Below are 11,698 nucleotides of genomic sequence, written 5' to 3'. Positions count from 1 at the left end.
AAAAACAGTAGATGGAGCGTGGGTCAATCGATCTGAAGTAGAATGTTTAGGATAAGAAGCGTCCATGGTATATCCATCATTATCCTATATCCATGGCCTGAAATCAAAGATATCACCTTGCGCCTTTCAGCCATTTGTGTATCCAGACCGCCGCCTGTGCCCCATCACCCATGGCCGTGGTGACGAATTGAGTGTGATCCATCACATCACCTGCGGCCCAGACTCCTTCAACATTGGTCATCTTCGTCCTGGGATCCACGAGGAGGTGGCCTTTATCGTTTGCTTCAGCTCCAAGCTTGACCGCTATATCCGATTGAATCCTATTTCCACCGAAAGCAAGAAAAGCTTTATCTATTTCCAAGCGGTGACCGCCTTCTGTAAGAATCGCTTCCAGTACACCTCTGTGATGCTCAAACTTAGCGACTTCCGCCTGCTGTACAAGGACCCTGTGTTCCCGAAGCTTCCCCTGTGTCTCAAGGGATAAAGGTGCCCCTGCATGATTAAAGAAAATGATCTCCTTGCTCCAGTCTTTCAAAGTGAGCGCCATCTGCGCACCCGCTTCTCCTTTTCCTACGACAGCCGTCTTCTTACCGATGATTTCAAATCCATCACAATCCGGACAAACATATACAGATAACCCCAGACATTCCTTAATACCGTGGATAGGCGGGAATTTTTCTTCAATCCCTGTAGCGAACAAAATCGTCCGAGTGTGAAAGGATTTCCCCTCATCCGTTTCAACAACGAAATTTGAATGGACATCAACGACTTTACCTTCCAGTGTCTCTACTCCGGCGGCTTGTACTTGTTTGATCCCGTCCTGGCGTAGCTGTCGGCCGCTGACTCCATCTGGAAACCCAATTATATTGTTATACCTGTGGCAAAGACTGGACCGCCCCCGGCCGCTATCGATCATTAACACCCGGAGCCGGTACCTTCCGAGCATGATCCCTGCCTGCAAGCCTGCAATCCCTCCACCGATGATGACACAATCATAAGACAAGCCCATCCGCTCCTTTCCTCAACTCTTCCTACTTTTCCCCTATCGTTTCCCCTCATTCCCCTTTATAATATAGAAGGACGAATCTAACGATAGAAAAGGTGTTAACGACAATGAGCTTACTCACAGTGAAAAACTTGAGTCACGGCTTCGGGGATCGTGCGATCTTTGATGACGTGTCTTTTCGTTTGTTAAAAGGAGAACACATCGGCTTGATCGGAGCGAATGGTGAAGGCAAGTCGACATTCATGAATATCATTACAGGAAAACTTGAGCCGGATGCCGGGAAAATCACCTGGTCGAAGCGAATCCGTATCGGTTACCTTGATCAGCATGCCGATTTAAAACAAGGCATGACGATCCGCGATGTTTTGCGGACGGCTTTCCAATACTTGTTCGATATGGAGCAGGAGATGAACGACCTTTTTGCCAAAATGGGCGAAGTCGGCCCGGATGAGCTTCAGGATTTATTGGAAGAGACCGGCGTCCTTCAGGATATGCTGACGAATAACGACTTCTATACGATTGATGCCAAAGTCGAAGAAGTCGCGAACGGACTCGGTCTGAACGAAATCGGGCTTGACCGTGATGTGCATGACCTCAGCGGCGGACAGCGAACGAAAGTCCTGCTTGCGAAACTGTTACTGGAAAAGCCGGAAATTCTGCTTCTCGATGAGCCGACCAACTACCTCGATGTCGAACATATCGAATGGCTGAGAACGTATCTGCAGGAATATGAGAATGCCTTCATCCTCATTTCCCACGATATTCCGTTCCTAAACAGTGTGGTCAACTTGATCTATCATATGGAAAACCAGGAGCTCACCCGCTACCCTGGCGATTATGATGAATTCCTTCGCGTCTACGACATGAAGAAACAGCAGTTGGAAGCCGCCTACAAAAAGCAGCAGAAAGAAATCGCCAATTTGAAGGACTTCGTTGCCCGAAACAAAGCGAATGCAGCGACAAGTAAAATGGCGATGAGCCGTCAGAAGAAGCTGGATAAGATGGACGTCATCGAACTCGATGCCGAAAAGCCGAAACCGCAGTTCAATTTCAAGCAGGCCCGGACTCCAGGGAAGTATTTGTTTGAAACAAAAGACCTCGTGATCGGTTATGATGAACCGCTGTCCAGACCTCTCAACCTATCAATGGAACGCGGACAGAAAATCGCCTTGTCCGGAGCGAACGGCATCGGAAAAACGACCTTGCTGAAAAGTATTCTTGGTGAGATCCAGCCGGTTTCAGGTTCCGTGGAGCTTGGCGAGCATTTGCACATCGGTTACTTTGAACAAGAGTTGAAAGAGATCGGTGACAACACATGTATCGAGGAAGTATGGGAGGAGTTCCGTCACTTCACCCAATACGAGGTACGCGCGGCGCTGGCGAAATGCGGACTGACTCGTAAGCATATCGAGAGTAAGGTCCAAGTATTGAGCGGTGGCGAAAAAGCAAAGGTGCGCCTCTGCAAATTGATCAACAAAGAAACGAACCTGCTCGTACTCGATGAGCCGACGAACCACCTGGATGTGGACGCCAAGGCTGAATTGAAGCGTGCGTTGAAGGAATTCAAAGGTAGTGTGCTGCTGATCTCACACGAACCTGAATTTTACGAAGATGTCGTCACAGATGTTTGGAACTGCGAAGACTGGACGACAAAAGTATTTTAAGAGTCGAAATTCCTCCATGCCGGGACTCGGTTTTCTTTCCAAAATTTTTTGATTGACCTATAAAACAATCGCTAATAAAATGTGGTCACGATTTAGAGAAATTCTCTACTCGTGACCACTTTTTTTATGGAAGGGAGGCATTTGTCATGCTTTATCGTGCCACGGTTTACCTTGTCGGAATGTTCATCAATTTCTTTGGAGTCGCGCTTCTCATCAATGCGACGCTCGGGGCTGGTTTCTGGACCTCGTTTTTCATCGGTGTATCCGATCACTTCGGTTATACCGTCGGATTTTGGTACGGGGCTTTTCAACTGATCATCATTTTCATCAATGCCAAATTGATGAATTCCCTGCCTGAATCGAGGGCTGTCGTGCCTGTGTTTCTGGAAAGTTTGATTTTGGACTTTTGGTTGGAATTTGTATTTGCTCCAGTCAACTTGTCCACGGCCCCATTCGCTTTGCAAGTCGTGACGCTGCTTGCGGGAGTCGGATTCATCGGATTGGGAGTTGCGATCTATATCCTGCCGCAATTCCCGAGAGCTCCAGTCGATCAGCTGTTCCTTGCGGTAAGTTCCAGGTTTCAGTTGAGTCTTCAGACTGGTCAAACTTTGGTGGCGGTGATCATGACAAGCCTTGCCTTGGCCATTGGTGGACCGGTCGGACTGGGCACCCTTGCACCGATGCTCTTTCTCGGGCCAGTCATTCAATATTTCTACACGAGAGCGTACCCATTGTATTACAGAATGCATCCCACAGGAGAAAAAGCTTATCAGCAAGCCTGAAACTAAAAAGGAGGACTGCATCAAACAGTCCTCCTTTTTTTAGTTTGATTCCAAGAATTCTGCAGAACTCAAATGATAAAGATTGCCGGATACCCCGGCAGAGCGGACCATATCAAGATTGCTTACGAACATACGACTGGTGAAAACCGTTGCACCATCATCACAGAAAATTTCAATAGTGGACCGATCAACAAAAATTTCAACTTCGTGGCTGGTCAGGCATCTTCTTTTTGCATACCTTTTTGTTCCAAACTTTTCTGCATACACATGTGTCATTTTTGAGCGGTCAAGTTCATACTCTTCCCCATTTGATGAGAAGGTCACACACTCCCCTTTGTCATTTTCGAAGGTTATTTCAAAAACACTCTCAACCGTGACACTCATTTCAAAAGCTTGTGAATGGAGTCTATGGAGAGGCTCAAGTGCCTCCTTGTCTTTCCGGAGTTCCATCAGTTCTTCCACAGGGCTTTGAATCAATTGATTGTCCTTGACTTCCAGTACTCTCGGTATGGTCAACATATGAGCCCACATGTTAGGGTCCGTCGGGTATTCGCTTTTGGAATTTCCGAGCCATCCGATGAGGATTCTTCTGTCTTGATTATCGATATACGTTTGAGGTGCGTAAAAGTCAAAACCTTTATCCAATTCAATATAATCCTCAACTTCAAAATGTCTACGTTCGAGGTCCAGTGGCTCTCCTATCATATAAGCGACGGAGAATACATTGTTGAAATTGTACTTGTCGGTTTTTAAATCTCCTTGCGGGGAAAAAATGAAGACCCCTTGGTCCTCCACTTCAAAGTAATTGGGACATTCCCACATGTAACCGAGCTTACCTAATGGAGTGGACACTGTTCCTTCGTAAGACATCTGATCCATTGAGCCGCCTTTATATAAGGCCAGTCCCCCTTCACTGGTCTTCATTTCACCACCGACCAACATGTAATAGGAACCTTCCCTTTCAAAAACGACAGGATCACGGAAGTTATGGGTGAATGCTTCAGGAGAACCATCGGCTATGACCTGTTCTTTCCTGATGAAATTGTCAGAATCCATCACCGCATGAACCTGGCTTTGGACGACCTCTCCGTCACCAGTCAAGTGATTCCCTGTATAAAAGAGATGAAGAGAATCATCTTCCACCACTCCGGATCCTGAATAGCAGCCGTGAGAATCATAAGAATGATCAGGCGAAAGAGCGACACCGTGATCTTCATAATGGACAAAATCTTTCGTCGAAACATGGTACCAGTGCTTCAGTCCATGGACAGGTCCTAGAGGAAACCACTGATAAAAGATATGGTGTCTTCCATTGTAATAAGATAAACCGTTCGGATCATTGAGTAGTCCATGCCTTGGAGCTACATGATAGGTTGGGTAATATGGATCCTCTTTCGCCGTCCTTTCAATGTGTTGCAAATAATATTCGGACACATCCGTCAAACGTAAATAACGGTTTTTACGATTCGTAAAATCAATAGCTGTCATCATAGGCAAATCCCTTTCTTTTACATTCAAGTCAAACGTTTTATCCATGATTGACCTGATAGTTCATATCTGGTTGTTGGGCTGTCGACTTTTCTTTATAGGCCAAAAATGTCACAGCAAAAGAGGTCGCCAGCGAGACAAGGATGACGAGAATATATTGAAAGAAACCATCTCCGATATAGAGAAGCAGTCCCGGCAGCATCGTCGAACCAGTTCCTGCAGCTGCTATTCCTAAGATGGAAGCTAAACCTCCACCGACGGCTCCTCCTAAACAACCGAAGAAAAATGGCTTTACTTTCGGCAGGTTAATGGCAAACATCACTGGTTCCGTGATTCCTAAAAAGGCCGGAATGACAGATCCGAACATATTCGAACGTTTGATTCGATTCTTTACCTTGAGGATGACAGCAATGGCAGCTCCAGCCTGTCCTGCTATAGCAGCTGTACCAATTGGGTTAATCAAGTCGTAGCCGGTTTCCGCAACCATTTTGACGGTAATCGGTACAATGGTATGGTGCATCCCTGTAATGGCAAGGAACTGAATCGCTCCCCCATAGATGAAACCTCCAAGCCCGAATGGCAGTTCAAAGAAATACATGATTCCTGATGTGATCAGATTTTCAATCCCTAAAATTAGGGGACCGACCATGACCAACCCTAAAACAAGTGAAAATAACAAGGTGACAAATGGAGTTAAAATCAAGTCCAACACTTCAGGGATATATTTTCTTGCACTCTTCTCAATCCTTGCAGCGATCCACCCCATAAAAACGGCGGGAAGAATGGAACTCTGCATTCCCGTAATCGGAATATCAAAGCCGAAGAACGGCAGAAGTAATGGTTCCGCCTCTCCAAAAGAAACGGCCCATTTATCCGGCAATTGAGGCGCGACCAACATTAAACCAAGAGCGATTCCGATGACGGGTGAACCACCGAATTTCTTCATCGCGGACCATGTCACTAGTACGGGAATAAACGTAAAGGCTGTATCTGTAAGCACTTGGGATAATACCAAAATCGTGTTGGATAATTCCATTCCAAAACCATTGATCAACAAACCTCTGAGTCCCATCAGTAAACCTGTGGCAATTAACACAGGGATGACAGGGATAAAAATATCAGCAAAAGTCTTCGTCAATTGTTGAGCCTTCGTACGGTTTGTTCCCGTTTCCTCTTCCTTTTCTCCTTGTGTTTCAGTAATCCCTTGACTTGTTAATTCAGCATATACCTTATTAACAAAACCCGTACCCAGGATGACCTGGTGTTGGCCACTCTGATGGAAATATCCACTGACCCCTGCAATGGAGTCAAACGCGTCCGGGTTCAATTTTTGATCGTCATGCAGCTCCACTCTCAACCTTGTAGCACAATGAGTCATTCTATAAATGTTTTCTTTTCCACCAAGAGCTTCTAAGACCTGACTTGCCACCACTTTCGCATTTTTAGCCATCCGCCTCACTCCTATTTCATATTGACCCTAAAGTGGAAACGTTTCCACTTTAGGGTAAAAATAAAGGTTTGTAAGTGGAAACGTTTCCACTTTTTGCTATAAAGAAAAGCGACTCTAGAAATCGCTTTTGCTACTACGTTCATGTTATCGCTTACATGATGGCCTGTCAACCGTTTTTTTATTTTGTACTGTTTCCATCGTGAAATTGGACAGGAAGGACAACCTTTTCTTCCGTCTGCTGATCCGTGATGATGGAGAGTAATGTATCTACAGCCTTTTCAGCCATCAGTGATACCGGTTGTTTGATCGTTGAAATAGTCAGTTGGTCATCTTTACTTGCGGTCACCCCGTCATAACCGATGACTTGAACGTCATCCGGCACACCACGTCCCATTTTTCCCAGAACTTCTATGACGATCCTTGCCCACTTATCATTCATAGCAAACACGCCATCCACATCAGGATATTTTTCCAAGAACAGTTGAACACTCGCATAGATATCGTGGACCGGTTCTTGCAATTCAAAAATCTGATAAGGGTGTTGGAGCGTTTTCGCTTGAGCTTCGAACCCCCGCCTCCGCTTCATCGATTCATTCATAATTGGAGAGACACTGCCAAGAAAGGCTATTTTTCCGCATCCTTTTTCAATCAGCTTACTAGCTGCCAGCCGGCCTCCATTTTCATTGTCACTCGTTACATAGGCCACATCTTCTGTAAAATGGCGATCAATACTTACAATAGGCAGTTGGCTGGAGATGTACTGGTCCAGATCATGACTGTAGGTGATGGCAATCAAACCATCAATCTTATTCTTCTCCAACATGGATAAATAGTTGATTTCTTTCGCTACTTCATCCTGAGAATTGCAAAGGATCATCTTATAGCCATGCATGGAAAGCCTTTCTTCCGTATGGTAAGCGAATTTTGAGAAAAAAGGATGCCAGATCGAAGGAACGATGAGAGCCACCGAATGCGTTTGCTGCATCTTGAAACTTCTGGCGACCTCATTCGGCTTATACTTCAATGCTTTAATCGCTTGTTCTACTTTCAATCGTGTCGTTTCTTTAACCGGACCATTTTTATTGATCACTCTGGATACAGTACCTAAACCGACACCCGCTTCCCTGGCTACATCTTTCATATTGACCACGTTTACACCTTCTTTATGTATCATTCTGTTAGATTCATTGTAGCATATCGAGTTTTCTCCTGAGCATCCGCAGCACGTGAAAATCCTTCCTTGTGGTATATTACTTTTGTAAACGAAACAAGGAGGGAAAGAAAGATGAGTGACAAAGAAACGAAAAAGCAGGAAATTCTGGACGCGGCCAGGTTCAGGCATGCGACCAAGCAATTCGACCCGGATCAGACCATTCCAGAAGATGATTTCAAATTCATCCTGGAAGTCGGCCGGTTATCTCCAAGCTCATTCGGTTTTGAACCTTGGCGGTTTGTCGTCGTTCAGAATCCTGAACTGAGACAAAAAATCAAAGACACGGCCTGGGGAGCGTATGGAAAACTTCCAGATGCCAGTCACTTCGTCATTTTCCTGGCAAGAACGAGGAAAGATACCCAGTATGATTCCGAATACTTGCAAGATCACTTCAAGAACGTTAAACAACTGCCCGATGATTTTCTGGAAAAATACTTGAGCCGAATCGAAGAGTTTCAAAAAGAAGATTTCGACCTTCTTGAAGGCGATCGCCCTCTTTATGACTGGGCTGGTAAACAAACGTATATTGCTCTATCCAACATGATGACAGCTGCTGCTGAAATCGGCATCGACTCCTGTCCGATTGAAGGTTTCAATATAAACAAAATGAATGAACTCCTGGAAAGCGAAGGCCTTCTCGAGGACGGAAGCTTCCGCATTTCCGTCATGTGTGCGTTCGGCTACCGGGCACAGGAGCAGCCTGAAAAGTCACGCCGTTCTTTCGACGATGTCGTGAAATGGGTGGAATAAATAGAAAAGGAACTTCCTTCGCGGAAGTTCCTTTTTATCAGCTGAACTATTAAAAATCCACTAAAAATGGCTGACGGCTTTCATCTAAACAGAGTTCTATTCTCTCCCAGAAGTTTCCCCATGTCACCATTTCACGTGCTTTCTCCAAGGGAAAGAAACCGACTTCCAAAGCTTCATCTGTCGTTCTCAATGTTCCTCCAACCGCTTTTCCTAAGAACAGCGTGTTGCAAATGGAACGATCGACGTTTTGGAACACGCCGCAAAACCTAGTGACTTCAACTTCCAATCCACACTCTTCTTTCGTTTCTCTGATCGCGGCCGCTTTCAATGATTCGCCTTCCTCCACTTGACCTCCAGGCATCTCCCAGCCCCGCTTCGGTCCTTTGATTAGGAGCACTTCGTTTTCTTCATTCGTTATAATGGTCGCTGCTGATACAATGTGTTTCGGTGGTGTCATGATGAGTCCTCCTATTTTTATGAAAAATCTTCAGAATCACTTCCTTGCGCGGGAAATCGATCCGATTTAAGTGTTCTAAGTATGTAGCCATTGGATAAGGCACGTGACGCTTGATGAATCGGACATTTCCATCGTCTACTTCAATGATTCCGTAGCGTGCATAAGGTACGTTGTTACAACCCAGAGCTCCCGGGTTGAAAAATACTCTCTCGTTCATGGAGAAATGGTGCACATCATGGTCATGACCGAAGCATAGGACAGCCTCTGCATCTAATTCAACCAATCGTGAGAAGTTTACTTCATTCGGTGGTCCGATTTGGTCGAATGGATCCTCACTTATAGGCAGGTTACTTGCCTTTGTGTCCATAGGATAGTGTGTGAAGTGAAAAGTACGTGCTTCGATTTTTGTAACAATCTGCCGCGGTAGTCTTCCCAACCATTTTGCATATCTCTTATACAATCGATCGGCGACCCACTGGTGATGCTCTTTCACATTGACTCTGCTTTCAGGATAAGGCTCCCCATTCATAAGGGCAAGCACCGCTTCATCATGATTTCCTGTGACAATTTCTGTGTCCTTTAAAGAATATAGCCTTTCGCACACTTGATTGGAAAAAGGACCGATCCCTATCAGGTCTCCCGTGCACACCGTGAAATCTACATACTGTTCTTTGATATCTCGAAGCACAGCTTGTAAAGCATAGATATTCCCATGGACATCTGTCATCACAGCAAACCTCTTCATCCAAACGACCTCCTTCCCTTTTATACATATGGCTCTGTTAAACTTTAGTATTGATCATAATTGCAAAAGAAGAGGGAACCTCCATATTTTATTAAATTTCCTCTTTTTTGTTTTAACTTATTCAACTAACGCTCCCTATTCTTGAAGACTCAGTTTCGAAATAACCGGGATTCGTTTGCCATATAGGGATCCAGGGTTGATTGGAAAGCCACTCGCTTTCCTGTGGGGGAGTGCCGAGCTTCCTCGGACTACGTCCTGCGGGATCTCGCCTATCTCCTTCTCCCACGGGAGTCTCGCAGCTTCCCAATCACCCCATTCCATGCAGGAGAGAAACGAAACCCTACACCAAGATGAGTCTCACTTCGAAGCAGACATAAAGTGCTCTATATCAAGGTTTCACACTACGAAGGCTCGTTTATATCCTCACTCTTAATTGCAAATCCTATAAATATTTAAGAAGGAGTTTCGAGACTCTCTTACGGCATAGGGGCGGAGGGGAATGGCGAGACTCCTGCGGGAAAAGAGTGCTAGGTGAGACCCCGCAAGGCTTCAGCCTGAGGAGGCTCAACGCGCTCCCGCGGAAAGCGAGTTATTCCCCGCAGACCCCATACACTCAACAAAAGTCTCGAAATCGAGTCTTCTACAATCCTGCCGGTTCATCGAAAACTTAGTTTCGAGATATTAAATATCAACAATGAACTTTAATAGATCCAAAAATATAAATGTACATACGAGTCCAAGCTTTCCTTTTCCCATTTTCATAGAATAGACTATCCCTCTATGATGAAAGGAGGTGATAGATATGCTTCGTACAGGAGACCGCATTGAAGTGTTTTCGGCTGGAAGGTCGATCGGGACAGGCGTCTTCATCCAGTTCACCTCTGCTAATGAAGCACTCAACCTTAACAACGATTTCCTTTTGTGGGTTGATGACAGTGATCAGTCTACTCATATGACAGATATTAGTACCATTAATATCAGAAGACTCGCATAATCAGTCTCTAAAAACCGAACGGGCGACGTTCGGTTTTTCTTCATTCTATGCCGTAAACGTCACTAGGATTCGCAATTGGAAAGGAACACTTCCAACGTCTTATTATATAATTCGGGTTGTTCTGTATGGACCAAGTGAGATGCAAAAGGTAGAACGGCTGTATGAACAGAGTCCGATTGTTCTTTGTAATCCATCAAGCCGTTAACCTCATGTTCCAGCCCTTCCCCGATCAGATAAAAAATGGGCATGTTCAGTGACTGAATGGAACGGATCGCTTCAAATGGGTACCAATCGTCATCCTGTCCCATATGAATAAACCGTTGCCATCCTTCTCCGTGGAGAGAATCGAAATAGGCACATGTCTCTTGGTCTTTTAATAGGTTCATGCGGAACTTTGATTCTTCTTCATTCATAAATTTCCAATTGTCAGGCTTGAGCGGAGTCACCCCTGAAATCGTCAAAGTCATCACAAACTCAGTGTGTCTTTTTGCCAGAAAGATCGCTACGAGTGCTCCGAATGAACATCCAGCGATATGAGCTCTTTTGATTTCCAGGGAACTCAGCGTTTCTGCCAAATCATCGGCTGCCTGGTTGAAATAGTCATCCAAATCATCAGCCTGAGATTCCCCATGCCCTCGTAAATCAGGCGAAATCACCTGGTATTTTGAAGAGAAATACTCCCGCTGCTTGTCAAAATCCGTTTTTCGTGTTTGTAAGCCCGTGTGCAGGAAAACGAGAGGTTCCCCGTCTCCTGCGACCTCTGTATGTAAAATCATCGTTCTCCTCCTAACATTTACAAATCATCAATAGATTGCCATCCGGGTCCTTGAAATTGAAAAAATGGCCGAATTGAATATCAGAAACAACATCAATTCCTTTTCCTTTCATGTACGTATAAGCAGCCTCGATATCATCGGTGTTGAAATGAAAAGCGGGGACTCTAAACACCGCTTCTTCTGAATAGATCTTGCTATCCAGCACGACTCTTGTATGTTTCATAGGTAAAACATAAAGGTGGCCGCCTGGAAAGTCCTCTTCCGCTCGCACATCAAGCAGATCGCAGTACCAGTCGCGTGCTTTTTCAATGTCCTTGACTGGAACAAAAATGGCTCCTACTTCGTTTTGAATCGGGCTTTTCATCGAATTGTC

12 protein-coding genes are annotated in these 11,698 nt (G+C 45.2%); 4 read left to right on the top strand and 8 right to left on the bottom strand.

What is annotated here, in order from left to right:
* Positions 1–112 precede the first annotated feature (112 nt).
* Positions 113–1,003 (bottom strand): NAD(P)/FAD-dependent oxidoreductase, encoded by an 891-nt coding sequence (locus tag ACQ4XT_RS13185; protein ID WP_446854056.1) that lies wholly within the window; start codon positions 1,001–1,003, stop codon positions 113–115.
* Between the two features lie 110 nt (positions 1,004–1,113).
* Between ACQ4XT_RS13185 and ACQ4XT_RS13180 the strand changes: the two genes are divergently transcribed.
* Both ACQ4XT_RS13180 and ACQ4XT_RS13175 read left to right on the top strand, forming a co-directional pair.
* The gene (locus tag ACQ4XT_RS13180) at positions 1,114–2,670 is read left to right on the top strand and encodes an ABC-F family ATP-binding cassette domain-containing protein (protein ID WP_446854055.1); all 1,557 of its coding nucleotides are present in this window, start codon (positions 1,114–1,116) and stop codon (positions 2,668–2,670) included.
* A 146-nt stretch (positions 2,671–2,816) separates the two neighbouring features.
* Positions 2,817–3,452, top strand: coding sequence for a YczE/YyaS/YitT family protein (locus ACQ4XT_RS13175; protein ID WP_446854054.1), 636 nt, complete (start codon positions 2,817–2,819; stop codon positions 3,450–3,452).
* Between the two features lie 39 nt (positions 3,453–3,491).
* Here the strand turns inward: ACQ4XT_RS13175 and ACQ4XT_RS13170 are convergent, their stop codons facing one another.
* The 3 genes from ACQ4XT_RS13170 to ACQ4XT_RS13160 form a co-directional block, all read right to left on the bottom strand.
* Entirely contained in the window at positions 3,492–4,988 is a 1,497-nt protein-coding gene (locus ACQ4XT_RS13170; RefSeq protein ID WP_446854053.1) for a glycoside hydrolase family 32 protein, read from the bottom strand.
* Positions 4,981–6,390 carry a PTS transporter subunit EIIC gene (locus tag ACQ4XT_RS13165; protein ID WP_446854052.1) on the bottom strand — a complete coding sequence of 470 codons (1,410 nt, stop codon included), beginning with the start codon at positions 6,388–6,390 and terminating at the stop codon, positions 4,981–4,983. The genes ACQ4XT_RS13170 and ACQ4XT_RS13165 overlap by 8 nt, the downstream gene beginning before the upstream one ends.
* Before the next feature lie 178 nt (positions 6,391–6,568).
* Complete coding sequence (locus ACQ4XT_RS13160) at positions 6,569–7,564, bottom strand: LacI family DNA-binding transcriptional regulator (protein ID WP_446854051.1); 996 nt, start codon at positions 7,562–7,564, stop codon at positions 6,569–6,571.
* A 111-nt stretch (positions 7,565–7,675) separates the two neighbouring features.
* Here ACQ4XT_RS13160 and ACQ4XT_RS13155 point away from each other — a divergent pair, with 111 nt between their 5' ends.
* Entirely contained in the window at positions 7,676–8,353 is a 678-nt protein-coding gene (locus ACQ4XT_RS13155) for an NAD(P)H-dependent oxidoreductase (RefSeq protein ID WP_446854050.1), read from the top strand.
* 49 nt (positions 8,354–8,402) lie between these two features.
* On the opposite strand, the gene ACQ4XT_RS13150 is transcribed toward ACQ4XT_RS13155, so the two are convergent.
* The gene (locus ACQ4XT_RS13150) at positions 8,403–8,810 is read right to left on the bottom strand and encodes an NUDIX hydrolase (RefSeq protein ID WP_446854049.1); all 408 of its coding nucleotides are present in this window, start codon (positions 8,808–8,810) and stop codon (positions 8,403–8,405) included.
* On the bottom strand, positions 8,761–9,555 hold the full coding sequence (locus ACQ4XT_RS13145; RefSeq protein WP_446854048.1) for a metallophosphoesterase family protein: 795 nt from the start codon (positions 9,553–9,555) through the stop codon (positions 8,761–8,763). Before ACQ4XT_RS13145 ends, ACQ4XT_RS13150 begins: the two co-directional genes overlap by 50 nt.
* Positions 9,556–10,357: 802 nt before the next feature.
* On the opposite strand from ACQ4XT_RS13145, the gene ACQ4XT_RS13140 reads away from it, so the two are divergent.
* Complete coding sequence (locus ACQ4XT_RS13140; RefSeq protein ID WP_446854047.1) at positions 10,358–10,549, top strand: hypothetical protein; 192 nt, start codon at positions 10,358–10,360, stop codon at positions 10,547–10,549.
* 62 nt (positions 10,550–10,611) lie between these two features.
* On the opposite strand, the gene ACQ4XT_RS13135 is transcribed toward ACQ4XT_RS13140, so the two are convergent.
* Both ACQ4XT_RS13135 and ACQ4XT_RS13130 read right to left on the bottom strand, forming a co-directional pair.
* The gene (locus ACQ4XT_RS13135; RefSeq protein ID WP_446854046.1) at positions 10,612–11,325 is read right to left on the bottom strand and encodes an alpha/beta fold hydrolase; all 714 of its coding nucleotides are present in this window, start codon (positions 11,323–11,325) and stop codon (positions 10,612–10,614) included.
* Positions 11,326–11,335: 10 nt separating this feature from the next.
* Positions 11,336–11,689, bottom strand: a complete 354-nt coding sequence (locus ACQ4XT_RS13130) for a VOC family protein (protein WP_446854045.1) — start codon at positions 11,687–11,689, stop codon at positions 11,336–11,338.
* Positions 11,690–11,698: the final 9 nt, after the last annotated feature.

It is taken from the genome of Halobacillus sp. 12SKB, from assembly GCF_052941655.1.
This window is presented reverse-complemented; position numbering and strand designations above follow the sequence as displayed.

What these genes read in the sequence shown, in the direction of transcription:
- ACQ4XT_RS13180 (WP_446854055.1), top strand. Translation starts at nt 1,114, where the DNA reads ATGAGCTTACTCACAGTGAAAAACTTGAGTCACGGCTTCGGGGATCGT.
- ACQ4XT_RS13175 (WP_446854054.1), top strand. Translation starts at nt 2,817, where the DNA reads ATGCTTTATCGTGCCACGGTTTACCTTGTCGGAATGTTCATCAATTTC.
- ACQ4XT_RS13170 (WP_446854053.1), bottom strand. Translation starts at nt 4,988, where the DNA reads ATGGATAAAACGTTTGACTTGAATGTAAAAGAAAGGGATTTGCCTATG.
- ACQ4XT_RS13165 (WP_446854052.1), bottom strand. Translation starts at nt 6,390, where the DNA reads ATGGCTAAAAATGCGAAAGTGGTGGCAAGTCAGGTCTTAGAAGCTCTT.
- ACQ4XT_RS13160 (WP_446854051.1), bottom strand. Translation starts at nt 7,564, where the DNA reads ATGATACATAAAGAAGGTGTAAACGTGGTCAATATGAAAGATGTAGCC.
- ACQ4XT_RS13155 (WP_446854050.1), top strand. Translation starts at nt 7,676, where the DNA reads ATGAGTGACAAAGAAACGAAAAAGCAGGAAATTCTGGACGCGGCCAGG.
- ACQ4XT_RS13150 (WP_446854049.1), bottom strand. Translation starts at nt 8,810, where the DNA reads ATGACACCACCGAAACACATTGTATCAGCAGCGACCATTATAACGAAT.
- ACQ4XT_RS13145 (WP_446854048.1), bottom strand. Translation starts at nt 9,555, where the DNA reads ATGAAGAGGTTTGCTGTGATGACAGATGTCCATGGGAATATCTATGCT.
- ACQ4XT_RS13140 (WP_446854047.1), top strand. Translation starts at nt 10,358, where the DNA reads ATGCTTCGTACAGGAGACCGCATTGAAGTGTTTTCGGCTGGAAGGTCG.
- ACQ4XT_RS13135 (WP_446854046.1), bottom strand. Translation starts at nt 11,325, where the DNA reads ATGATTTTACATACAGAGGTCGCAGGAGACGGGGAACCTCTCGTTTTC.
- ACQ4XT_RS13130 (WP_446854045.1), bottom strand. Translation starts at nt 11,689, where the DNA reads ATGAAAAGCCCGATTCAAAACGAAGTAGGAGCCATTTTTGTTCCAGTC.